The following is a 23,859-nucleotide window of genomic DNA, read 5'->3' as shown; positions in this document are numbered from 1 at the left end:
GGATCAAGAGAAAGGAAGCCCTGAGTCACACCTATGCTCAAGGATGAACTCGTACCACTGCCAACACGTTGATCTGCCGAACATGACGCTGCAACCAGCAAGATTGCGGAAAGAAGCGCAATACCCGTTGTTTTTCCAAACCGAGAACAGTTACGAAACTGTTGTCGATGCCGTCGCCCCCACGGTGATTGATCACTGATTCTCATCCCTAATGATCCCTTCGGACGGGCGTCGCGAATTCCGGCTAACATCGGACTGAGTACATGATTAACTGAACTCGCATTACATCAGAACCAGCTTATATTTTCTCGAAAATCACAGTGCCGCACGAGCAAGCCCGTCGGAAAAGACTATCGAGAACTCTTTACACGAAACCCACTATAAGAATATCGACGACGGCCGGCAAGGGGCGTACTTGTGCCTCTTTCGACTCAGAGAATAAGCGCCCGGTCGCTCGTATTGACGAGCGATCTTCTAGATAGAACGCCTCGAGCCCGCACGATTTACAACGTGCGGTTTTCGATCGCACAAATATCCCGTGTCTCAGCTTGTCAAATGGGCAGTGCGCGACGGAAGAAACCGCGTATTGAAGCAACGTCGTTCACGGAGAAAGATAACGAAGAAAATCGCCCGTCGATCGTCAATCGTTGATTGTAACTATAAACGGTGAAGCTTGGCCACGGCTCCTTCGACAAAAGTGGATTTACGGTTACGTCTGGAATAAACTTAAGATCTGCAATGTTCAGGTCATTGGGTAACCTGAATGGGGGTATAGCGCCACCATTATTCACTGCTAGGGACTGGCTTTCTTTCATGTTCTGTTGATTCAAATGCGATAGTGTCTGTGGCCGGCGCAACGTAGGACGTTCACTCGTAGAACTTAGACGCCTAGCAATATCGTTATCTAATTGATTCTTAATCTTCTTTCCGATTGTTATCGCCGGATCTTCGAGACCAACGCTTACATCAGCACGACTTCGAAAGAAAACAAGCGCTGTTTCAGTTGGAGCCAACGGTGGAACTAGCTTGTTCCGTACGTCTACTAGCGAGTAACAGGTTATGTTCCTTCTTGATGACCGATCTTCATGCGCTCGGTAATTACGAAACGCCAGGACAAGAGCGCCGCTGACGACAGCATGAAGCGAAGCGTTTTCCTCTTTGCACACGTGCAGTAAGAATCGCGTTTCTTGCTCACTGAAACGGATTCTGAATTCATGCGGAAGAGAATTAAAATCTTCTCGGTCTAATTTCGAGGGATCTCCGGCGCGGTCTGCTGACATCGTATCTTGTACGCGTAGATCTGTGTCATCCCAAAACGCCGTCATATATTTGGAAGGGCTGGCGGGAAGCGCTTCCGGAGTAAGACGTGAGATGTCTTCACCATTTCTTATACTTGTATAACTTTTCCAAAATTCGTTTAAGAGGTACATGGCAGCTTGACTGTCGAACACGGCATGGTTCAGCTGTAGGGCTAGCTGCCCGGATCCATCACCCCGCACAACCAAGAGTCTAGCCAAGCTTGACGAGTAATGAGGGCGATGGATGATACTCTGCCGTAAAGTTTGCCCGGTTCCGGATAGATTACATATCTCCGGCACATGGCCAGGCGGCACATGCAACAAGTAGCCGCCATCATCGCGCTCTACCCTCGCACGCAAAACTGAATGATGGTGGCATAAGGCGTTAAATGCTTCTTCAACTATTCCTAACGCAAGGTCGCCCTCATAATCCACGCAGAATACTGGCCACCGAAGAAGGAAACGCTCTTCAACCCTATCCAGATAACGCCGTTGCACTCCAAAGAACCTTTCTCTATTCTTGACTCTGCGATAATTTAGATGTGGGTGTAACCGGCTGATCGCACTTACTTTTTCCGTAAATATCTGGTCAGCTATTCGCGGAAAGACCTAGTAGGTTACGCGCGATCATCATTCGGTGAATCTCCGCTGTGCCGTGGCCAATTCGCCACAAACGGGCCTGGCGATAGAAGCTTTGAATAGCCAACTCCCTGCTATAGCCCAATCCTCCCAAAATTTGCAGGGCTCGATCTGTAACGCGTTGGGCCATCTCGGACGCGTACAACTTGGCCGCAAAGACGTCGTTCTGCTGCCTAAATCCAGTATCGGCGATCCAAGCAGCACGGTACACAAGCGCCCTGGCCGCGGTGAGCTCGGTGATGGAATCCGCGAGCATCCACTGGATGCCTTGGCGAGTCGCAATAGGTTGTCCCCAGGTGTGGCGTTGCTTGGCCCAGTCGACAGCGATGTCGATACAGCGTTGAGCGATTCCGAGTTGGTACGCCGCGATCCTAAGACGCCCGTGGGTCAACTGTTCACCTGCGAGCACCCACCCGTTTCCAACTTTGCCCAGTCGGTTGGCATCAGGAACGACACAGCTGTCGAGAACTAGTTCGTAAGGTTCCCAATCGTCCCCCATCGTTGGGATGGGCCTCGACGCGTGAAGGCCGCGGGTTTCCCTGTCAATCAAGAAACATGTGATTCCCTTGGAGCCCAACTTGTGATCAACGGTTGCGAAAAGAATGACGAAATCTGCGCGTTCAACGTGCGATATGAAGGTTTTCGTCCCGTTGATGATCCAGTAGTTGCCGTCACGAGTTGCTGTCGTTCTGATAGCTGCGAGATCAGAGCCGCCGCTCGGCTCAGTAAAGGCATAGCACGTCCGCTTACCTTCTTTGATGATCGGATAAAGGTAGCGTTCCTTCTGCTCTTCGTTGCAGTGGTAGAGGATCGGCTCAGGGCTGCCACCGAACTCGAACATCGCTGGGTGCTTGTACAGCTCCTCCACGACCATGCACATCGCCAGGTGCCCCATGCCCTGGCCGCCGTATTCTTCGGGGACGTCCAGGGCCCAGAAGCCCTGCTGGCGGGCCTTCTCTTCGAGCGCGGACCGTTGTTCCGGAGCGAAGCGTCCGTTGAGCAGGAACTCGCGTTCCAGTGGCATTAGCTCTTTCTCGCGGAACTGCCTGACGCCGTCGATAAACATCTTGAGTTCATCGGGAACAGAGAAATCCACTGCACTCACTCCCTACCTTGCGCGTACATGAACGAACGCGACGCGGACCATGACGGCAGGTGCGTCGCGCTCAGAAGACGCGGCTAATCAAATTCTGTCGTTTCGTGTTCCCACCCTGCTTCCCTTGGTTACTTGTCTCCAAGGGAAGCCTTGCACTGCCTCAGCCCCGGTGTCAAGGAGTGAACCCAGAGTTTCATTGAGGTCAGGGCATTCTCCAGTTCTTGCGGGACAGCGGCATGATCGTGTCGCCTTCGTTTTCGTGGGCCAGGTAGACCGAGAAGAGGTTCACGGTCGCCGGCGTGAGTAGTTTTGTGGCCATGTCATCCGGATCCACGTCCGGCAAACGTTGGTGCCGGATTGTGGTCTTACCCCACTCGGCCTGCCAGTCACCTTCTACCGGTGTCATAAGCGACATCTGGGCGTCCGCGGTAGCGGCATGTTGCAGCTCGCGATACGACCTGATGATCGAGAAGCCGCCGTTCAGCAGATAGAAGATGCTGACGTTGCCTTCGATCCGCCCGCCCTCGTGGCGGAGTTGCTGCGCCAGGCTCGGCAAGATCGAGGGAACCAGGTGCAGGGCGCCGTCGCCGATGAAGCCGAGGATGTTGGCCGGGCTGCTCAGCGCCACCGCGGGAATGGCCAGCAGGGCATCGCCCATGAGCGCGCGACCGTACCAACCTGACATACCTTCGCCGGTTCGCACGAGATTTCTCACCGCCGAGATGCCGCCGCGGCCGACATCGTAGAAGCCCGTGTAGGTGTAGGCGTGTTGTGTGATGAGGTCGTTGAGGACCGCGTTGAGCTGGGTGAAGAAGTACTCGTGCGTCATCGGCGTCGAAGGCACTGTGGCAAGCGGGTCACCGGGTGCGTTTCGGGCTACCGCGATCGCGTCGCGGCGCTTGTGCACGATCCATTGCTCGGGCTCCACCCGTGGCCGCAACCGGGTGAGGAATGAGTGCAGGTCTTCGACGACAGGTATGTCGGCGAAAGGTGCGACATGCCTCGACGTGTCGGTCACCTGGACCACCCGCAGCCGGCTGTAAAACGCCTTCTCACTGAACGGCGTCGCCAGGTCGGGCACCCGGCTCTTCATGAAGAAGATCGCGTGCTCGTCGTACCCCAGACCGCGGCCACCAGGATGAAGCAGGCGCCACACCGCAGGCGAATGACCATAGAGACTGAGGGTGCCGAGGTACTCGTCCACGACCTGGCCGTCGTGGTATCGAGCGACTGTGCCGGGGCGCCCGAGCGAGTCCACCAGGGCTACCCCGGCTTCGTGCGCGAGTTCGTAGACCAGACTGCGCTCCTCAGCGGTCAGATGGCCGCACTGCCACACCAAGACGCCTGGATCGTGGTTCAGCAGATGAGCCACAGCATCGACGGTGTCTTCACTGACCCGTGACCGCTGTTTCGGCACCGTCACCTGCGGGATCTCGACCGGATCGGCGCAGCGTAAAACCGTCGGGGACGCGAGGAGGGCCACCGGCCCCTTGCGCAAGTGGTACGTGCGCAAGGCCGCGGCGAGGTCTTGGCCGAGCCGGCTGGGGTCAGTCAGGTAGAAGCACGGAATTCCCCGGGCCGCGAACACCGCTCGTGCGTCCTCTTCGTGGTGCACCGTTCCTTGGAACGGCTGCCAGCCCCCGGGCTCGGTCTCGCCGAAGACGATGAAACCCTTGGCCTGCGAGTCCCGCAGGTTCGCAAGCGTCCCGCGGAGCTCGTCGACCATCCCGGAGGTGACCACCATGAGGAAAGGTGCTTCCTGCAGCTGCCAACGGGCGAGCGCACCGCAGGCCAGGCTGTGTTCGCTGGGCCCGCGCAACACCGGGTTGCCAGCACGATGAGCGATCGTCGAGCAGTCCTGGATCATTTTCGAGACGATCGATCCCGTGAAGAAATGGAACCCCCATTTTGTACCGGCCTGCTCGGTCAGGAAGTCGGTGAGCGCGGTCGCAAGGCTGGCAGGTGGGTCCGTTTCCGGGATTACCGCGTGTTTGTTCGCGACGCGGGTTTGCACGAGGTCGGTGAAGGTTCGGACGGCTTCGATCCCGAGTACCCAGTCCTCGTCCGGAAGCTTCCTGGCGTTGCCGAGCGTACGGGAGTAGACCGCTTCTCGGTTGTGCGCGTCGTAGACGAACACCGAGTACGGCGACAAACCGACACCAACTTCGTCCCGTAGCCGAAAGAGCGCGGACACAGCCGCGTCGAGTCGGCTCTCCACGTCTGTGCCTGGCACCGCTGTCGCCGCGTCGATCAGGAACAACACGGTCACGCCGGCTGCCCACGGCTGGGGACCGCGGTCCGGATGCTGATTCGCCTGCGGCGAGCGTCGATGGAGTTCGGTAGCCAGGTCATCGAGATTCGGCGTCGTAAGCAGTTCGACATCCGCGCAAGGGAGCATCTCGTCGAGGAACCGCTTGGCTCGCGCAGAAATCGTGCCGAATACCGGTCCCCACTGGTCGACGTAGTCCGTGCCGGCGCGCGTGCCAGTGACGTGACGGGTGTCGGTGCCGAGGCACGCCAGTGCGGTTGCGACAGTCGCGGCGAAGGATTCGCTCTTGGTGACAACTGCCACAAAGAGCTTCTGCCGGTTTTCGGTGGTGGTCATGGTTGAGCGCCCCTCTGTCGGCTATCGCGTGTACTGGTGGAAACCACGGCCGACCTTCTTTCCGAGCAAGCCCGCATCGACCATGCGCATGAGGAGTGGCGGCGGCGAGTAGTGCGGCTCTCGGAACTCGGCGTGGAGTGCCTCGGAGACGGCGAGAATGATGTCGAGTCCGATCAGGTCCGTCAGCTTCAACGGCCCCATCGGATGAGCGCAACCGAGCTCCATCGCCGTGTCGATGTCGTCGGCCGAAGCGAAGCCAGATTCGAGCATCCGTATGGCGGCCAGGAGGTACGGGATCAGCAGCGCGTTCACCATGAACCCGGAGCGGTCGGGCGATCTGACGACCTGTTTCCGGAGTACTGCAGTGAACTCGAGCGTGCGGTCGTAGGCCACCTGACTCGTCAGCAACGACGGAATGAGCTCGACTAGAGGCATGACCTGCACCGGGTTGAAGAAATGCAGGCCGATCACTTGCTCAGGACGTTCCGTTGCGCGACCGAGACGGACGATCGGAATCGACGAGGTGCCGGTGGCCAGGACCACGTCAGGATTCTCGATGGCTTTGTCAATCTCGCCCAGGACCCGCAACTTCAGTGACTCGTCTTCGCGAACAGCCTCGATGGCGAGCTGGCACTCGGCGAGACCGAGAAGGTCGGTCGTCGTCGTGATGCGTGACAGCGCGGCGTCCCGATCGTCGTCGGCGAGCTTCCCGTTGCGCACGGCGCGATCCAGCGATGTCGCGATTCGTTTGGCTCCACGCTGCGCCGACTCGCGGGACGACGTGACGACGACTACTTCGAAGCCCGCACGCGCGGTCATCTCCGCGATCCCCGTCCCCATTTGTCCACAACCGACGATCCCAACACGCTTGACAGGTTCCGACGCGGATCCCATCAGCCACACCTCATCCAGCGAAGAAGTGATGCCCCGATAGCCATACCGCCGCCGAAACTCGCAAGCAGAACGAGTTGGCCGTCGCGAAAAGCGCCGGTACGGTTCGCCACATCGAGCGTGAGAGGAACGGATGCGCTACCGACATTGCCGTAGTCGACTACGGTCCGGTGCACGATCGCGTGCCGGAGGCCGAGTTTCTCCTGCAAGTCGTCCAAGAGATTCCCGTTGGGCTGGTGCGGCACGATGTGGTCGACCGCATTCCGCGGCACGTTCCCGGCGGCGAGCAGGTCGTCCAGCGCAGGAGGTACCCGCTCCAACACGAAGTCGCGCACCTCACGACCTCGCATGGTGAAGAAGTGGCCGCCGGAATCCACGGTCTCGTGCGACGCCGGTTTCCGGCTTCCTCCCGCATCGACTCGAATGAGCTCGTGCGCGTCGCCATCACTGAGCAACGTGAAATCGATGATCCCGTATGGCGGTGGCATCCCGCCGACGATCGCGGCACCGGCGCCGTCCCCAAGAAGCACGGCGGTTCGACGCTCGTCGAAGTCCAGAGATCTGGAATAGACGTCCGAAGCGATCACCAGTGCGAGACGATCGGGACGCCGGGTGAGCAACCCCTGCGCCAAGGCCAGGGCGTAGATGAAACCACTGCAGACCGCGTTGACATCGAAACACGCGGCATTGTGGGCTTGCAGCTCGTGCTGGATCAGGTTGGCCGTAGGAGGCTGTGGCGAATCAGGAGTGGACGTCGAGACGATGATGTAGTCGATCTGGTCCGCGGATATGCCAGCCTGCTTGATCGCCTCAATACCAGCCCGCGCGCCAAGATCGGAGGTCGCTTCGCTCGGAGCGGCGTAACGGCGGGTCCGGATCTGCGTTTTTCGCTCGATCCACTCGACAGTGGTCCCTACCCGCGAGGCGATCTCCTCGTTCGTGATCACCCGTTCTGGCAGGTAAGACCCTGTTCCCAGGATTCCTATTGACGCCTGCGACACGATCGCGGACCTCCATGAAGGCAGTTCGGAGTTTGCTTGCCTTCAAGGCTCCCCGCGCGACGCAGGCGGCAACTAGGGGATGAAGTTCACCGGGTCAGGGCCGGGCTGTCACGATTCCACACGGGCGATCGACTGTCCGATCTGCAGTTCGTCGCCTTCCTTGGCCAGGATTTCAACAATGGTGCCGGAAACTTGGCTCACGATGTCCTGCGTGACCTTGTCAGTTTCCACGGACGCGATCGGCTCGTCCACCTCGACGTGCTCACCGACCTCCTTGAGCCACTCGAGCAAGGTCACCTCTTCGATGGTCAGACCCCACTTGGGTACGACGATCTCGGCCACGTCGGCTCCTCCGTTAGTGCGCGATGAACTGCTGCCACGACGTCATGTTGTTGCGGGAAGTAGGCTCGTTCGAGCCCGGGCGGGAAGGGCACCGGGGCAAACGGTGGTGCGACCAGCTCGGGCGCGACACGGAGCGATCGGTGCGCGGCGGTCGCGACGATGCGGATGAGATCGGACCCGATCGAGCAGGTTGTCACGGCGTTCTGGCACACCACCAGTCGCCCCGTCTTCCGCACCGAACGAACCACACATTCCTTTTCGAGGGGGTTCAAGGTCCGAAGGTCGATCACCTCCACCTCAACTCCCTGCTCGGCCAAGATCTGCGCGGCTTCCAAGGCACCGGGGACCGATGAGCCCCAGCACACGAGGGTGACGTCGCTTCCCTCGCGCCGCACCGCGGCCCTGCCCATGGGCAGGACGGCCTCGGCATCGTCGATCACCTCGCCCTTCATCGACCAAAGGCTCGCGCTTTCGATGACGACCACGGGATCTGGGTCGCGAATCGCCGCCTTGAGCAGTCCCTTCGCCTCTGCCGGCGTCCCCGGCGACACGACTTTGAGTCCGGGGACCGCGGCCAGCCACGCCTCGAGGTTCTGCGAGTGCTGGGGTCCGGCGCCGAGACCAGCGCCGCACATCGTGCGGAGCGTCAGAGGCACGGAGTAGTGCCCCATGGACATGTATGCCATCTTCGCGGCCTGGTTCACCAGCTGGTCCAGCGCGAGCGTGATGAAGTCGAAGAACATGACTTCGACGACGGGGCGAAGGCCGGCCATGGCGGCTCCGACGGCCGCCCCGACCACTGCTCCCTCACTGATCGGCGTGTCACGCACCCTGTTGGGTCCGAACTCCTTCATGAGGCCTTTGGTCGCGCCGAATGGACCTCCTGGGGATGCGACGTCTTGGCCGATCAGGACGACTCGCTCGTCGCGACGCATTTCCTCGGCCAATGCCGTGTTGATGGCCCGCCAGTACTTGGTTTCAGTCATGTTGTGGTCAGGCCCCCGCGGTGTACACGTGTTCGATCAAGGAGCCGGCCTCTGGCTGTGGTTGTGCCTTCGCCCATTCGACGGCTCGCTCTACCTCCTGCTCGCAGTCCTTGGCGATGCGACTCAATTCGTCGGTGAGTTCCTGATCGGTGACGGCAGACAGGAGCCGCAGGGGGTCGCGTTCGCGCCACGCGGCGACCTCGTCGGCCGACCGGTATCGCTGCGCATCGCCTTCGAAGTGTCCGCGCCAGCGGTACGTCCGGAACTCCAGCAGGGACGGTCCGTGCCCGGCACGGGCTCGATCGACAGCGCGCGCCGCCGCATCATGTACTGCCAGTACGTCGTTGCCATCGATTGTTTCGCCCGGAATGCCGTAAGCGTCGGCGAACGCCGCGACCGTTTTGTTGCTCAGATGCACGTCTATCGGCGTCATCTCGGCATAGAGGTTGTTCTCGCACACGAAGACCACCGGCAGTCGCCACAGCGCCGCGAGGTTGAGGGACTCGTGGAAGGTTCCTTCGGCGACCGCGCCGTCCCCGAAGAAGGCTACGGCGACGTTGGTCTGCCCGAGAACATTCGCTGCGAAAGCCCCGCCGAGCGCGATTGGAATACAGGCCCCGACTATCGCGTTCGCCCCGAGGATTCCCCTGGCGGGGTCCGCGACGTGCATCGAGCCGGAGCGACCACCACAGTAGCCCGTGGCACGGCCGAAGATCTCCGCCATCATGCGATCGATCCGGGCACCCTTCGCGATGCAGTGACCATGTCCCCGATGAGTCGTCGTGATGTAGTCCTTGTCGGTAAGGACATCGCAGACGCCTGCGGCGATTGCTTCCTGCCCGATCGAGAGATGGAGGAAGCCGCTCAACTCTCCTGAGGCGAGCGCACGCGAGGCCGCCAGTTCGAAGTTCCGGATCAGGCACATCGTCCGATACAGCCGCTTCGTGAGCTCGGTGGCTGGTGCTGTTGTTTCAATTTGCGTCATCGGTCACCTGCGTCGTCCGGCAGGGCCAGCACCGCCCGACCGGGAGCACAGAGCTCACCCCGCTGGTTGTGTTCCTCGAGTTCGACCTCCACGACGCGCGTCCCCGGCTCGTCGTAGACGGCCGTGACCGTACCCGTCACCGTGAGGTGGTCGCCCGCAACAGCGAGGCGGCGGTTCTGCCATCGGAACTCGCGCAGCGTCGCGTTGTCTCCGGCCCATTCCAGTACCGCATTGCTGAGGAAGCATCCGTGCAGATGAGACTGCACCAGCACGTTCGGGTACCCCTCCGACCGGGCGTATTCCTGGTCGTAGTGGATTCGGTGCGCGTTCCACGTCGCGGCACTGAAACGAAAGAGCTGGGTTGTGCTCGGGCGTACATCGTATGGCGTGATCTCGGTGCCAACCGTGATCGTTTCCTGATCTGACTGTACGTCTGCCATAGGTCACCTCACCGCGCGATAAACGATTCTTCACAGGTCACCAGTGCAGTGCCCTCTTCGTCAGTGAAACGGCGCAAGATGCGCATCAGCAGCAGCTTCCCGCTCCGGCCCTCCTTGAGCTGAACATCCGCGAGGCTGGCGTGGGAGAAGACCACGGTGCTCTCGACAACCGGTTGATGGAACTGCAGTGTCTGCCCTGCTCCCATGAGCCGCACGCCTTCCAGCGGGATCCCGCGGGTCTCGCTCAGGCCGGCTCCGTCGGCGCCGAGCTCAGACTCGGGCGGACCGTCGCCCCAGCCCATGACCGAGCTGAGGAATAGCGGTGGAGCACTCGCGGACGCGCTTTCGTCTCCATCCAGGGACGGCGCGTTCGATGCGATGGCGAAACGATGCATATCACGCCGACTTAATGGGCCTATCAGCTCGGAATGTTCTTTGCCGATTTCGGCGCGCAGCCGCTCGTAGTGCTCGTCCAAACCAAGGCGCATCGTATCATTCTCCAGACAGCCGCCAGGCGCGGACGTCGACGTGCGGCAGCGACACAAGAATCGGGCAGGCTAGGGACGCGCAAGGTCAACATTAGCCTCACATCGCGGGTGTCCTATGTCAAGTGGTGAAACGGGTGTATCGGAACGCCTCGCTGCTGACGTCGCTTCCAAGTGATCACACCGGGATCCTTCGCGAAGGGACCAAAACCGTGCGCGAAGCGGACAGGCAGAAGGTCATCTTGCCGTTAACGTCGAAGGCGACGTTGCAGAGAAGCCACCGCACGACAGGAACGGCGGTGCATCCGGGAAACGCCTCACGTGGGCGATCGCCCGGACGAGTGCGCGCCATGACCGCCCAGCCTTGGTGCTGCTGATCACGCTCTCATGAGTCGAAAGTTGTCGATGTCCCTCCCACAAGCAACCATGAGTCGCACCCGCAAGGGCTGGGTACTGGCCGCCATCACGCTGGCACAGTTGTTGATCATCATCGATGTGACCGTCATAAACGTGGCCATGCCCTCGGCGCAACGAGATTTGGGCATGTCCGAGGCCAACAAGCAATGGATGGTAAGCGCCTACACCTTGACCTTCGGCGGGCTCCTGTTGCTGGGCGGCAGGGTGAGTGATCGCTTCGGGCACCGCCGGACCCTGCTGACCGGGCTTTGCGGATTCGCGCTGGCCTCCGCCGTAGCCGGCGCGGCAAGCAATCCCCTTATGATGGTCTTCGCGCGTGCCGGTCAAGGCATGTTTGCAGCCCTCCTCGCTCCCGCCGCGCTGTCACTTCTCGCCATTACGTTCCCCCACGGTCGCGAGCGCTCCAACGCGCTAGCCGTCTTCGGTACAGTCGTCATGTCCGGCGGCGTTGCGGGCCTGCTCCTCGGGGGCGCGCTGACCCAGTTTCTGGGTTGGCGGTGGTGCATGTTCATCAAGCTTCCACTCGCGATCGTCGTCGGCATCGTCGGCTTCCTCTTTTGGCCCAATCCTGCGGGGAAACGAACAACGCGACTCGACAGCTGGAGTGCGCTCGGCTGTACCGGCGGCATGATTGCGCTCGTCTATGCGCTGTCGGAAACGGTTACCCGAGGGTGGTCGTCTGTCTATGTCATGGGCGCATTCTGCGTCGCCCTGGTCCTGCTGTTGGGATTTGTGCTGCGACAAATCACCGTTAACCGCCCATTAGTGCCGTTGACGATCTTCTCGAGCCGGAGCCGCGTCAGCAGCTACCTGGCTACCGTGGTACTTGCATTTGGCATGTTCGGGGTCTGGGTGTTCCTCACCTATCAGTTCCAGCGCATTATGGGATATCCGCCCCTTCTGACCGGACTGGCTTTTGTCCCCATGGTGGGGGCCAACCTCGCGGGTATCAGCGCTTTCTCACGTCGTCTCGTGCGGCGAGCCAGCCTGGGGCAAGTGCTCGCGCTCAGGCTCCTCGTCGCCGCTTGCGGGATGATCCTCCTTACTCAGCTGACACCCGAATCGTCTTTTTGGACTCTGATCCTGCCTGCTGAACTGCTCCTTGGATTCGGCGCCGGGCTCGCCCTACCCGCGGTGATGGATTCCGCGGTCGGGGGCGTCGCAGCACATGACAGCGGGGTCGCGTCAGCGTTGTTTCAGACGTCGAACATGATGGGCGCCTCGCTGGGTACCGCATTGTTGACTACGATTGCGCTCGACGTGACAGACGCCACTGCCAATCCCGAATCCGCAGCGGCGATCGCACACGGCTACGCGGTAGCAGCGATATACGCCGCAGGTCTGCTCATTGTCGGAGCAGTCACGATAGGCCTTCTTTTGCGGGGCCGACCCGCGTAATAGTTATCGTAAGCGCGCGTGCGCGATGACCGGCTTAGGGCTGGCCGTGGGCGCCCTCCCCGCTGCTGTTCGACGCGAGGCCAAAGCGCAACAGTCGGCGTATTCACGGTTCCCCTTCCGTCGCATATAGTGAAGCGGAACCTCTTCACGGCATCTCAGCATTCCAACGCGTGGTCGATGTCGCCTTTTTCAGGAAAGACTTGCGACTATCACAACAGCTACGCCGCCCGTAAATCACCCCTCGGTGCTTCAACAATCACGACCGATGCCGCCAAGGAGGACCATGCTGTCAACGGCATATCGCCTGCATTTCGGTTGGACGGTGGCCGACCGGGAGAAGATTCCGCACCTCGTGCTCGGGCACAACATGGTCGGGCTCGCGACACCGCCCGCCGAAGGAGGGGCCGTGCTCGGCTATCTCCAACGGCACGACCTCGCGGGCCCTGTGCTCGAACCCGAGATGGGCACGTGGGTGTTTCTCGCCGATGCGAACGGGCTTGTGGTCAATCCCGCGGAGCTTCCCGCCGACGTCCGGCTCCTGGGTTGTGGCACAACGCTTCCCGTGCCGATGACGGCCCAAGGTGGCGCCGCGCGGTGGGTCGTCGCGCCCGACGTGAAGCAGCGCTGGTTGCCCAGTCTCGCCGCGATCGTGGCCGCCGTCCGGGCCACGGCGCGGCTGCGCGGGCAGCTGTGACCGCGTGCGCGAAATCGTCAAAGGCGTGCGCGAAGCGGACGGACCGGTCGGTCTCATGAGGGTTAACGTCGAAGCTCCCAAGGGTGAAACAGGGAGCTATGACTCATCATGGAAGTTGACCTCAATCAGCCGATCTCGCAGGTGATCCGGGCCGCTCGGCGGCAGCGGCAGCTCAGCCAGTACTCGCTGGCCCGGGAGCTGGCCACGCTTTCCGGACGGCCGACCATCACCCGTGACCTGGTGGCTCGCTGGGAACGCGGTCACCAGATCCCCCGGCAGGGCACGCGCCAATGGCTCTCCGTCATCCTGCAGGTCCCCAAGGACCAGCTCGACGTCGCGGCCGCCGCAGCCAGGCGGCGCAGCCGGCTGGGACACGCGGTCGTCACCGACAACGCGCCCGCTTCGCCGGGGCCGACCCGCCGCGCGCAGGGCACGCCGGCGCTGCTGCCGGTATTCCGGTCGCGCGTCCAGGCCGGGATTCTCGCCGCCACGTTGCTCAACCCCGACCGCTCGTTCAGCCTGACCGAGCTGGCCGAGCACGCCGGCGCATCACTTGCCTCCGTTGACAAGGAGAACAAACTCCTCGAACGCGCCGGCATCCTCACCAGCCGCCGCGAGGGCACGATCCGGCTCATGCGCGCCGCCGGCAACCGCGGGCCGTTGGTCGGGCCGCTGACCGATCTGATGCGCATGACCTACGGCGTGCCACAGGTCATCGCGGAGGAATTCGGCTGCGTCCCCGGCGTGGTGCGCATCGTGCTGGGTGGAGTCTGGGCCGACCGGTTCGCCGGCATCGGCGGGCCCGCACCGGACAGCATCGAGGTGCTCATCGCGGCGCCGGTAGGCAAGACGCTCGACAACCGCGCGCTCACGACCGCGGCTCGGCGCGTCGAACAACGCCTCCGCCGCCCCGTGACCTTCTCCGTCGTACCGCTGGAGCCCGACCTCGACACGCTGCAGATTCCGCGGCAGCGCCCCGGGCATCCGGTCGTCGAGGTGGCCCCGATCCGGCCCCGCACCGTGCCGCAGATCGCCGGCATGGAGCTCGACGGACTCGACGTCATCCGGCAGATGCTGCGCACCGGTCAGCTGGAGCTGTTCAACGGGCCCGCCTCCAGCAGCCGCCCCTTCCTCGATCTGGCCGCGAAGCACATCACGTCCGCGGAGCCGCTCGCCGAGGTCTCGCCCGATTCCGCGTTCGTCCTGCTCGCGCAGGCCGCCAACCTCATCGGCTCCGCGTTGCTGGCGCAACAGGGACTCCGTGCCTCGGCCTCGGCCCCGGAATACGTGGTGGGCACGGCCGTCACCGCCCAATTCGGACACCAGTTCTCGCAGATCGAACTTCTGCGCCGGCGCGCGCGGGAATTGGACATGCCGACAAGCCGGGACAGCCACGCGACGCCCGCCGAAGCGCAGACCTATCTGGGCACCGTGCGGTCGCTGCTCGCCGCGGCCACGGAGGCGCTGCCCAAGCTCGGGTTATTCAGTTGACACACAACTGATACCGACGGCGGCGAAACAAAAATGTCGTACCCCACGTCTACTCTGCATCCGAGGCGATCACCTCACAGCGGAGGTGCGTGGTAATGACACTGCGAACCATGGCCAACGAAATCGCCAGCGTGCTGACCCACCTGGTGCGGTACCCGTCGAGCATCGGCCGCCAGTGGGCCGCCGCCGGGCGGGCGCCCGGACACGGGCGCCCGCTCGTGGTCCTGCCGGGCCTCGCGGACAACACTTCGATCTTCACAGAGCTCAAACAGGCCCTCGAGACCTGCGGCGCGGGGCCCGTCGTGTCCTTTGGCTACAGCTGGCTCGACGACGTGCGCACCGCCGCGGAACGCCTGGCGGACCAGGTCGAGGAGCTCTGCGCGGTCACCGGATCGGACTCGGTCGACGTCGTCGGGCACAGCCTCGGCGGGCTCGTCGCGCGCTACTACGTGCAGCGCCTGGCGGGGCACGCCAGGGTCGGCACTCTCGTCTCGATCGCGACACCCCACGGTGGCACGATCGCGGCGCGCCTGCCCTCGCCGCTGCCGGTGATCCGCCAGCTGCGGCCGGGCAGCGAACTGCTGCTCGAACTCAGCGAGCCCGCCCAGAGCTGCGGCACGAAGTTCGTGGCGTTCGCCGGCGACAGTGACGAGCTGGTCCTGCCCACCCGCAACGCGCTGATCGACCATCCCGACCTGCTGGTGCGCAACGTCCTCGTGCGCGGGGCGGGCCACCTCGCCATCGCCGCGCACACCGAGGTCATCGCACAGATCTGCACTCTGTTCACACCTGCGGAGACGACCGGGGAGCCCGACGTCCCGGCGCCACGGTCGGCGTGAACGCACGACAACAGAAGACAGTCGACACGTTAGTGACCGTCCCGTCCCGGCCACGGCGAACTGGCCGGAGGTGGTCACCCGATGAAGAACATTTCGTCACGCGCCATGGCGATTTTGCGAGCCGTCGCGAGCGGGCGCGCGGAGATCACGTGCAGCTGCGAACCCGACGTGTTCATCGATGGGCTCGCCTGTTGCGACCAGATGACGGCACGTTCGCTCGCACACGCCGGCCTCATTTGTCCCGCACGTCCGGGTGCGGTGGGGCACCGCGTGCCGGTGCGGCTCACCGCTGCCGGTCGCGCGCTGGTCGACGAGCCGCGCGAAGCGGCATGATCACTGGCTCACCCAGTAGCCGAACGACGTGTAAACCGGGTACGGGTTCAGCAGCGGCGTGCGCGGGACCACGTCGATGCGGGCCGTGTCCGAGGTGACCGCCGACGCGGGCATCGTGAACGTGTAGGTCGACCAGGCACCTGCGCGGTGAGGACGATTCCACGTGCTGACCGGCACTCCGTTGACGAGCACCTGCATGAGCGGCGTCGTGTTCGTGGCTTCGGTGGGAGCCGTGACGGCAGTGCGCGCCGTGAGCGTCGCCTGCCGGCCCGGGGTCAGGCCGCGAACGGTGAAGGACTCGCCCCCGACGATGTCCCGGCCGCTGTCCACCACCCCGTCGAGATGGGCCACCGCGGTCCACGGCTGCGTCCCGTCCTGAGCCTGATGCGGCTGGTAGTCATGCGCCTTCTCGTCCTTGAGATCGCCGACGTTGACGTAGTCGCGCACCGAACCGGGCACCGGCTGCTGGTCGCCCTTGTCGGCGACGCTCCAATCCGCGCGGTAGACGTTCAGTTCGGTGAACGGCACGATGCGCTCACCGGTCAAGTCGGGTGGCGCCTGCACCGTGAAGGTCTGCAGTGGCGGCTCGGCAAGGACTCCCGCGTCGCGCAAGGTCGTCATGTCCGGTCCGGGAACCGTGTTGTAGACCGCGAAATACGTGGGACGCTGAGCGGGCGGCAGGTGGCGAAGCGCCTCGTACACCGCGCCCGGCCCGTTGTTCGCCGCCTCGGCCAGGCCGTTGGTCGCCAGCCCGATCACGTCAACGACGCGATGACCGCTCAGATAGGCCACCGCACCGACGTCCTTCACCGCCACGACCGCGTTGCCCGGGATGTGTTCCTTGAGCCACAACGCCACGGACACGTCCGTGTCCCGGATCGTCGCCGCGTCGCGGCCGAAGCGGGCGGCCCAGGTGGGAACGGACACCAGCGAGAACGCCAGCGCGACGGCCAGCGCGGCGTGCAGGGCGAGCCGCCGGGCTCGCGGCTGGGCGACGACGCGCGTCGCCGCGTACACGCCGGCGACCGCGAACAGGATGAAGACCGGCATGAACGGCTGGATATAGCGGAGTTCGTGGATCAACGCGGTGTTCAAAGTGGACACCGACACGAGCACGCAGGCGAGGCCGATCCCGGTGGCGATCACCATGGGCCGCGCCGGCGGGCGGCTGAAGATCACGAAGAGCACGCCGACGAGGAACACGACGAGTGCGCCCGGGAACGCGTAGTCCTGCTCGGTGAACGCGAGGAACGTGCCGAGGAAACCGTGCAGGTTCGCCGCCGTCCGATCCAGGAAGCTACTGAAGTAGAACACCGGCCGGTCGTCGAAAAAGGACTTCGCCTGGATCCCGTTCGCGGAGAAGCTGCCCGTCGCGATGCGGTAGAACACCAACTGCGCGGCACCGGCCACCAGCGGCAGCAGCGACAGGACGGCGCGAAGCGGGCGACGCCGGTGCACCCACACCGCCGCGAACGTCAACGCTGCCGCGAAAATCAGTCCCTCGGGACGAGACAGCGCCAGCAGCACACCCATGAACGGCCCGCTCACCGACCGGAACGTCAGGAGCATCGCGACGACCAGCAGCATGACGAGGCCGACTTCCATGCCGCTCGACGAGCCCCAGAGTAACGGCCCGCTCACCGCCACGAGCAGCCCTGCCCAGATCCCCACCGGCCGGGCCACGACACGGGTGCCGAGCACGCAGGTCAGCCCGGCGGTCGCGGCGAAACACGCGATGCCGAATCCGACCGCGAAGCCGAGCAACCCGTTGCCGGTGAAGCCGACCGCGGAGGCGGCACCGAGGATCAGCGCGTACAGCAGGCTGCTCGCGCCGGTCGAGACCTGGTCGCCGGTGTTGTACTGGAAGAAGTGCCCGAGGCCGATCTGGCTCCCGTACTGCAGGTGAATGTAGACATCGTCGAGCGGAGCGACGAGCCTGCCGCCGTTGTAGGCCAGGTTGACCCCGAGGAACGCGAGCCCGGCCACCACCGCGAGCCCAGCGATCGACCATGCGACAGGGTCGAGGCGGCGGGCGCCGCCGGTGGAGCCGGCCCGGACTCTGGTCATCACCGACGGCCATGCTGTCATCAAGGCCAATGTAGTGCAGCGCTTGCACGCGAGGCGCGGTAGGGCGCCACGGACCGCGTCCGCTTGAACCGATTCCGATCTGGGTCGGTAGGTTGTCGAAACCTGGTGTTCATGTCACCATTCGAAACGAGCGTTTCTCATTATTGAATCTGGGCCTACACGCGCCAGCAGCGCAGGTTGAACGGTCATCGTCGACAAGGGAGTCGCGATCGCATGAGTGAGCCCACGCATCCGCTGCTCGATATCCAGAACCTGACCATCGAATTCCCCAGCGAACGGCACGGGACACCAGTGCGCGCGGTCGACGACGTGAACCTTGTTGTCGGAGCGGGAGAAACCGTCGGCCTGGTCGGCGAATCGGGCTCGGGCAAGACCACACTCGGCCGGGCCGTACTGGGCTTGACCAGGCCGGACACCGGCCGGATCACGTTCGGCGGCAAGGCCATAACCCACGCGAACACCAAGCAGCGACGAGCACTCTCACGTTACCTCCAGGTCGTCTTCCAGGACCCGTACAGCTCGCTCAATCCCGCCAGGACCATCGGGCAGACACTGTCCGAAACCTTGCGTGTACACCGGAAGCTTCCCCGGCCCGAGACAGAGGAACGTGTGGTCCGCATGCTCGAGAAGGTCGGTCTGGACCGCTCCGCATTCGCCCGGTACCCGGCGCATTTCTCCGGCGGGCAGCGCCAGCGCATCGCCATCGCGCGGGCACTCATCGCCGAACCGAAGATGGTTATCTGCGACGAGCCGGTCAGTGCTCTGGACCTTTCGGTGCAGGCGCAGGTACTCAACCTGTTCCGGCACCTGCAGGACGAGTTCTCGCTCAGCTACCTGTTCATCGCGCACGACCTCGCCGTCGTGCGCTTCCTGTCGCATCGCATCGTCGTGCTCTATCGCGGACGGGTGATGGAACAGGGCCCGGCCGACACCGTCTACCGGCGCCCGCTGCATCCGTACACGCAGGCGCTGGTGGCGGCCGCCCCCGTGCCCGATCCGGAGGCGCAGAAGAAACGCCGTGAGGAACGCCGCGGGTTCACGACCGCGTCCGCCGCCGCGCCGGCCAGCGGCCCGGCCGGCTGCCCGTTCTCGAGCCGCTGCCCGCACGTCGTCGACATCTGCCACACCACACGGCCGCCGATGACCATAGCCCCCGACGACTCGTTCGTGGCGTGTCACCGCTGGAGCGAGATCAACAACCTCACCGCACCCGTGACGCGTGAATTCGCCACGCCCAGGGCCGAGGTCGCCTGATCGAAGCCCCGGGCGCCGGTCGCCGCAGTTCAGACCCCGTAACCCCTGGTCGGGCGGGGACCTGTACCCTCTTCCACGGAGGATTGGCCGAGCGGCCTAAGGCGCACGATTGGAAATCGTGTTGGGTGTAACAGCCCTCACGGGTTCGAATCCCGTATCCTCCGCTCTTGAGCAGGCGAAACGCCGGGCACACCGCTGAGCGGGTGGCCCGGCGTTGTCGTTGGGGGTGCAGTTTGGGTTGCAGTCGGACCCGTTTACGAGGCCGCACGTCGACTAAGTCACCAAAGCCGCCTGCGGCCACCTCCCGCAGCCAGCCCTCGTCCGGTAGGTAGACCGGGGACCCGCCGACCGGAAGCAGGTCGACGACGTGCTGGACGTAGTCCCAGTCGGGGCGCGGTCCCAAAAGTGGTCACTACGATCATGCACATGAGCGGGGTTCGTGTGCCGCAGCCGGTGCAGGCCGCGGCGGATGCAGGTGGCTTGGGCGCATACGCCGAGGGTTTTCGGCGCCGGCCCGGCGCGCTGGCGCCGATCGTGATCGTCGTACTCGCGGTGTTGAGTTTCCGCACGGCTGGTTCTGGCTGGTCGGTGCCGCTGGCGGTTGTGGCGGCGGTGGTGTTGGCGTGGTATGTCCTCGACATCGTTGAGATCGCCATCCGCCGTGACGGGTTGTACCTCTACGAGCGTGGGTTCGTCGACTCGCGCGGCTTCTTCGGTCTCCCTCTCCTGCAATTGCGCAGAGCAGTCCCGTGGGAGACGGTGCAATCCATCGATCACCAGCGTGCCATCCGGCTGGTCAACCTCATCCCCGTGAGCCGTCGAGAATTCTGCGAGATCACCTACACGCAGAAAGACGCAGGTAACACCACAAGCGGGGCGGTTCGCCTCAACGGGAAAATCGTGGGTCTGGACCGCGCCGTGGCCGGGATCCGGACCGCGACCGGCATCCGTCGATAGGGCGCGGTTCATCAGGACGGGCGGGCGTTCCAGGGGTTCCTCGACTCGGGAGCGGTCCCGGAACCGGTCAGATAAGGTACGCGCATGCCTTCGTGGATCTGCGCGAGCTGGGTGTGACCGGAAACTGGGTGGTGACGTCGGCCCAACAGTCCCTCGCGGCGCGCATGGTGCCCACATTGCCCGCGGCGCCACCACCGGGATCCGACCTCGCGACACGCTGGAATCGGTTGTCCCAGACGCTGGTGGCCGTCAAGGACGGGATGCTCGCCGACCCCGGCCTGCTGTGGGGGAATCAGACATCCAGCGAGCTTGCACACGGACATATTGACATGCACGACATGCCCCACGACCTGATGTAGGTGCTCACGTCCCACTCGCACATCGTCGGGTGGATCAACGACGGACTGCCCGCTGGCCGAGAACTTCTGTCGGATGCCGTCGACAGGCTGGAACCCGATGTCGCTCGACTCCGGACCTTTATCGCCGAGGTCGCCGTGAACAGTCCCGAGCCGGTCGAGCGCCAAACGCCCACGACGTCGTTGCGGCTTACGGCCTAGCCCACGCTGGAGGCCGCGGCAGCAGACGGTCCCTCTCCGCCTTCGCCCAGGTACGCCAGAAGCAGCCGGGCGAGGTTGTTCGGCAATGTGCCCGCGACCTCACGGACAGCTTGCCGCTGTTCGTCGGTCAGGTCATTCCCCTCTTCTTCGTCGCCGGACGCTTCGGCCCACAGGTGCCCACCGACCTGCTCTGCGATCGCGGCGACCAGCTCGTCGGTGACGTGCATGTAGCGCTTGGCGACGCTCGGATCAGACCACCCCATCAGCTCCATCACCGCGGGCAGCGGGACACCTAGCACGAGCAGCACCGTCGCTGCTGTGTGGCGCGCATCATGCATCCTCGCGTCTCGCACACCGGCGGTTCGCAGGAGCGCCTTCCACGCGCGGTGGTCCTCGGTCGGGTGCACCGGCCGGCCGACCAGGTTGGTGAAGATCCAATCTCCGTCCTCCCACAGGTTGGCAGCGTGGTCGCACTCGCGCTGCTGCGCGGCTCGGTGGGCTTCCAGCGCCTCGGCCACCTGTTGCGGCACGCCCACCTTCCGGCGGCCCGCCCGTGACTTCGTCTCTGAGACGACGACTCCCCCGCCATGTCGATTCGGGCAATGGGCGCCCAGGCGATGCCCGCAAGATCCAGCGGGGCTACAGCCGTGCTGCCAGGTGCGTTGTTGCAGCGTGCGTCGGATCGTCAGTGTGCCGCTCCCGGTTCGGGCTGGGCACTCGTTCGCTGCGAGCTTGCGGCGACACGCACTGTTCCTCACGCAACCGTGTCGCCACTCGATTGATAGATCTGACCACTTCAATCCGAGGGCCTCACCACGGCGCAGCCCGAGTGACAGCGCCACGACGTAACGCGCGCCGTTGCGCGTCGCCGCAGCCGCGTTGATCACCCGCAACGCCTCTTCCTGCGTGAACGGCACGATCTCGTCTTCCTCAATCCGGGGCGGCTTCGCAATCCGAGCAGGGTTTTCGACAAGGTGGCTACGTCGCACAGCCTCGTTGAGCGCGACGCGAACCGTCCGGTGCGCCAGATGGACCGTGCCGGACCTCAAGGGCTTCTCGCCCGGCCGATAGTCCGTCTCCTGCATCCGCCTGTACAGCGCTTCGAGGTGCTCCGGCTGCAGCTTGTCGATGCGGTGTTTTCCCACTCCGGGGATGAGGTGGTTGTAGACCGACGACCTGTAGCCGACCATCGTGGTGTGTCTGACGCTGGGCGCCGCGATGTTCTCGACCCAGTAGGTCAGCCATTTCTCCACCGTCCACGCCCGCCCTGGTTTACGAACCTTGCCGCTGTCGCGCTCCTGCTCCAGCTGCCGGACGGCCTTGATCACGTCGGCCTCGCTCGAACGCTTGACGTGGCGTCTGTCAGGGCTGCCGTCGTCGCCGACACCCATCGTCACCCAACCGTGCCACTTGCGGTCAGCGCCTTCGTAGATGCTTGACGCCCCGTTGGGTCGACGAGTGCCCTCAGCTCGCTTCTTCCTTGCCATGTAAAGTCCCCTCCCCTGGTCAGCGCGTCGCGCTTGCGTGCTGGTGGGTAGCAAGTTGCGAGACATAGGCGGTGAGAGCGTCGGTGGGTACCCGGCGGAGTTTCCCGAGGCGGACCGTCGAGATGTGCCCGGCCTTGATGAGCGCGTACATGGTGGTGCGGCCGATGCTCAGCGCCTCGGCGGCCTCTTCAACGGTGAGCAGGCGCCGGCGGTTTTCGGCGGCGGATGAGGCTTCCATTGGATCTCGCTCCCAGAGCTTGAGTCGGTCGGGACCTGGGGTTTCTTCGCGGGACGTAGGCTCTGAGTCGGACGGGCCGGTCACGACCCGGCCCGTCCGCATCTCAGACGCCACTCATTGCGAGCTGCCGCATTTGCAGCAGACCCAGCGGCCGTCTTGCTTGACGTAGTAGTGGCCGTCGCCTGCGGCGGGGTTGCAGTTCATCGCGTGTCACCTCCTTGTCGTTGTTTGTGCGGCGCGGGGTCAGGAATCGATGCGGCTGGCGAGAAACGCGGCCGGGTCGAGGGCGCCGGGTGCGAACACGCGGTCCTCGGGGTCGAGGGAGGTCAGCACCTGCAGCGGGGTCTCACCTGTTTCGCGGCAGCGGCGGTTCACCTTGTAGGCCAGGGCACCGAACGCGTCGGCCCCGGTGAACGCAACGACGACATCCGGGTACAGCTCGTGCAGGGCGTCGGCCAACTGCGTGTCGAAGCTGCGGGTTTCAGCTGGCCAGGTTCCGCGCCATGCGGGCACCGGCGTGTGCTGCTCGCTTCCCTGGCCCGCCTCAGTCGGTGTGGGCGTGCCTTCGACGGTCGCTTGCTCGCTCCGGTTGTGTTCGTCGGGGCGCTTGCTCTCCTCGTCGGCGGTGTTCATGGGGTCGCGGTCGAGGCCGGTGCCGATGAGCAGGTCGGTCAGCGCGTGGTCACGCAGTTCGCTCAGCTGGTACTCGACGTCACGGAGGGCCTCCAGCAGTTCCTTCGCGTCGGCCGGGCGCAACCGCCCGCACCGCGTGTAGTGGAAGGTGTCCTCGGTGGCTTGCAGGATCGCGGCGGCCAGGCGCGCGGCGTCAACCCTGGTGAGGCGCACCGGGTGCTGCCCCGGCCGGGTGGGCTTGTAGTTGGTGTCGATCTCGACCAGTTCCCGCTCGCCGTGGGTGTCGGCGTACTCGTCGAGGTCACGCTCGCCGGCCACGCTCGCGGCGTCCTCGGCCGCCGGGTCGTATCCGGTCACCGCCTCGACCGACACCGTGTTGGGCCAGTCGTCGAGGCTGTCGGGGTTGGCGTTCCAGCCCTCGAAGCTGGCCTGGAACGGCTGCGGCAGTGAGTTACAGGTCGGGCAGTACTCGACGCTGTGGGCAATGCACTTCATTCTCAGTGTCCTTTCCAGACAGTCCGGCACCGGCGTCTTTTTCTTTTCGGTCCGCGGCCCTTGGGCCGGCGGGCATGCCCCGTGCTTTTCCGGGGCCTGCCCGCGGGCGAGGGCGACCACGGCCCCGGAGGCTCACCAGCAAGGGATCAGGCCAAAAGATCTTGGGCGCGTGCTTTTTTGCGGCCAAGATGTTTTGGACCCCTTGCTGGT

The 23,859-nt window shown here is 63.9% G+C and carries 22 protein-coding genes and 1 tRNA gene; 9 read left to right on the top strand and 14 right to left on the bottom strand.

All coding sequences use genetic code 11. The features are described 5' to 3' along the window. Positions 1 to 551 precede the first annotated feature (551 nt). The 10 genes from HFP15_RS43895 to HFP15_RS19155 form a co-directional block, all read right to left on the bottom strand. Positions 552 to 1,733: a phthiocerol/phthiodiolone dimycocerosyl transferase family protein gene (locus HFP15_RS43895; RefSeq protein WP_168517535.1), complete on the bottom strand. Its 1,182-nt coding sequence runs from the start codon at positions 1,731 to 1,733 to the stop codon at positions 552 to 554. Positions 1,734 to 1,887: 154 nt separating this feature from the next. Further along, positions 1,888 to 3,033, bottom strand: a complete 1,146-nt coding sequence (locus HFP15_RS19195; RefSeq protein WP_168517533.1) for an acyl-CoA dehydrogenase family protein — start codon at positions 3,031 to 3,033, stop codon at positions 1,888 to 1,890. Positions 3,034 to 3,235: 202 nt separating this feature from the next. Further along, positions 3,236 to 5,638 carry a hypothetical protein gene (locus tag HFP15_RS19190; protein ID WP_168517531.1) on the bottom strand — a complete coding sequence of 801 codons (2,403 nt, stop codon included), beginning with the start codon at positions 5,636 to 5,638 and terminating at the stop codon, positions 3,236 to 3,238. Positions 5,639 to 5,659: 21 nt separating this feature from the next. Continuing rightward, positions 5,660 to 6,532, bottom strand: a complete 873-nt coding sequence (locus tag HFP15_RS19185) for a 3-hydroxybutyryl-CoA dehydrogenase (RefSeq protein ID WP_168517529.1) — start codon at positions 6,530 to 6,532, stop codon at positions 5,660 to 5,662. After that, positions 6,532 to 7,530: a 3-oxoacyl-ACP synthase III family protein gene (locus HFP15_RS19180; protein WP_168517527.1), complete on the bottom strand. Its 999-nt coding sequence runs from the start codon at positions 7,528 to 7,530 to the stop codon at positions 6,532 to 6,534. Before HFP15_RS19180 ends, HFP15_RS19185 begins: the two co-directional genes overlap by 1 nt. A gap of 108 nt (positions 7,531 to 7,638) precedes the next feature. Continuing rightward, positions 7,639 to 7,872, bottom strand: coding sequence for a biotin/lipoyl-containing protein (locus HFP15_RS19175; protein ID WP_168517525.1), 234 nt, complete (start codon positions 7,870 to 7,872; stop codon positions 7,639 to 7,641). Then, positions 7,839 to 8,858 carry an alpha-ketoacid dehydrogenase subunit beta gene (locus HFP15_RS19170; protein ID WP_168517523.1) on the bottom strand — a complete coding sequence of 340 codons (1,020 nt, stop codon included), beginning with the start codon at positions 8,856 to 8,858 and terminating at the stop codon, positions 7,839 to 7,841. The genes HFP15_RS19175 and HFP15_RS19170 overlap by 34 nt, the downstream gene beginning before the upstream one ends. A 7-nt stretch (positions 8,859 to 8,865) precedes the next feature. After that, the gene (locus HFP15_RS19165) at positions 8,866 to 9,843 is read right to left on the bottom strand and encodes a thiamine pyrophosphate-dependent dehydrogenase E1 component subunit alpha (RefSeq protein WP_168517521.1); all 978 of its coding nucleotides are present in this window, start codon (positions 9,841 to 9,843) and stop codon (positions 8,866 to 8,868) included. Then, complete coding sequence (locus HFP15_RS19160) at positions 9,840 to 10,283, bottom strand: FAS1-like dehydratase domain-containing protein (RefSeq protein WP_168517519.1); 444 nt, start codon at positions 10,281 to 10,283, stop codon at positions 9,840 to 9,842. Before HFP15_RS19160 ends, HFP15_RS19165 begins: the two co-directional genes overlap by 4 nt. An 8-nt stretch (positions 10,284 to 10,291) precedes the next feature. Then, positions 10,292 to 10,759 (bottom strand): FAS1-like dehydratase domain-containing protein, encoded by a 468-nt coding sequence (locus HFP15_RS19155; RefSeq protein ID WP_168517516.1) that lies wholly within the window; start codon positions 10,757 to 10,759, stop codon positions 10,292 to 10,294. A gap of 435 nt (positions 10,760 to 11,194) precedes the next feature. On the opposite strand from HFP15_RS19155, the gene HFP15_RS19150 reads away from it, so the two are divergent. The 5 genes from HFP15_RS19150 (at position 11,195) to HFP15_RS19130 (ending at position 15,940) form a co-directional block, all read left to right on the top strand. Further along, the gene (locus tag HFP15_RS19150) at positions 11,195 to 12,583 is read left to right on the top strand and encodes an MFS transporter (protein WP_168517514.1); all 1,389 of its coding nucleotides are present in this window, start codon (positions 11,195 to 11,197) and stop codon (positions 12,581 to 12,583) included. Positions 12,584 to 12,866: 283 nt separating this feature from the next. Beyond that, entirely contained in the window at positions 12,867 to 13,277 is a 411-nt protein-coding gene (locus HFP15_RS19145; RefSeq protein ID WP_168517512.1) for a hypothetical protein, read from the top strand. A 108-nt stretch (positions 13,278 to 13,385) separates the two neighbouring features. Beyond that, entirely contained in the window at positions 13,386 to 14,768 is a 1,383-nt protein-coding gene (locus HFP15_RS19140; protein WP_168517510.1) for a helix-turn-helix domain-containing protein, read from the top strand. 95 nt (positions 14,769 to 14,863) lie between these two features. Then, positions 14,864 to 15,607: an esterase/lipase family protein gene (locus HFP15_RS19135; RefSeq protein WP_168517508.1), complete on the top strand. Its 744-nt coding sequence runs from the start codon at positions 14,864 to 14,866 to the stop codon at positions 15,605 to 15,607. A gap of 81 nt (positions 15,608 to 15,688) precedes the next feature. Next, positions 15,689 to 15,940 carry a hypothetical protein gene (locus tag HFP15_RS19130; RefSeq protein WP_246271851.1) on the top strand — a complete coding sequence of 84 codons (252 nt, stop codon included), beginning with the start codon at positions 15,689 to 15,691 and terminating at the stop codon, positions 15,938 to 15,940. On the opposite strand, the gene HFP15_RS19125 is transcribed toward HFP15_RS19130, so the two are convergent. Continuing rightward, entirely contained in the window at positions 15,941 to 18,028 is a 2,088-nt protein-coding gene (locus HFP15_RS19125; RefSeq protein WP_168517506.1) for a DUF8728 domain-containing protein, read from the bottom strand. 213 nt (positions 18,029 to 18,241) lie between these two features. Here HFP15_RS19125 and HFP15_RS19120 point away from each other — a divergent pair, with 213 nt between their 5' ends. From HFP15_RS19120 to HFP15_RS19105, 4 genes are all read left to right on the top strand, one after another. After that, positions 18,242 to 19,282 (top strand): ABC transporter ATP-binding protein, encoded by a 1,041-nt coding sequence (locus HFP15_RS19120; protein WP_168517504.1) that lies wholly within the window; start codon positions 18,242 to 18,244, stop codon positions 19,280 to 19,282. 77 nt (positions 19,283 to 19,359) lie between these two features. Then, positions 19,360 to 19,446, top strand: a tRNA-Ser gene (locus HFP15_RS19115). A gap of 262 nt (positions 19,447 to 19,708) precedes the next feature. After that, positions 19,709 to 20,239, top strand: a complete 531-nt coding sequence (locus HFP15_RS19110) for a hypothetical protein (RefSeq protein ID WP_168517502.1) — start codon at positions 19,709 to 19,711, stop codon at positions 20,237 to 20,239. 92 nt (positions 20,240 to 20,331) lie between these two features. Beyond that, entirely contained in the window at positions 20,332 to 20,598 is a 267-nt protein-coding gene (locus tag HFP15_RS19105; protein WP_168517500.1) for a hypothetical protein, read from the top strand. Positions 20,599 to 20,792: 194 nt separating this feature from the next. On the opposite strand, the gene HFP15_RS19100 is transcribed toward HFP15_RS19105, so the two are convergent. The 3 genes from HFP15_RS19100 to HFP15_RS19090 all read right to left on the bottom strand — a co-directional run bounded on the left by HFP15_RS19100 (position 20,793) and on the right by HFP15_RS19090 (position 23,649). After that, complete coding sequence (locus HFP15_RS19100; protein ID WP_246271850.1) at positions 20,793 to 22,187, bottom strand: tyrosine-type recombinase/integrase; 1,395 nt, start codon at positions 22,185 to 22,187, stop codon at positions 20,793 to 20,795. A 115-nt stretch (positions 22,188 to 22,302) separates the two neighbouring features. Beyond that, a complete protein-coding gene (locus HFP15_RS19095) occupies positions 22,303 to 22,521 on the bottom strand; it encodes an excisionase family DNA-binding protein (RefSeq protein ID WP_168517496.1) in 219 nt (72 codons plus the stop codon). Positions 22,522 to 22,764: 243 nt separating this feature from the next. Then, positions 22,765 to 23,649, bottom strand: coding sequence for a hypothetical protein (locus HFP15_RS19090; RefSeq protein ID WP_168517494.1), 885 nt, complete (start codon positions 23,647 to 23,649; stop codon positions 22,765 to 22,767). Positions 23,650 to 23,859: the final 210 nt, after the last annotated feature.

The sequence above is a fragment of the Amycolatopsis acididurans genome (assembly GCF_012328925.1).
Taxonomy (GTDB): Bacteria; Actinomycetota; Actinomycetes; order Mycobacteriales; family Pseudonocardiaceae; genus Amycolatopsis_E; species Amycolatopsis_E acididurans.
This window is presented reverse-complemented; position numbering and strand designations above follow the sequence as displayed.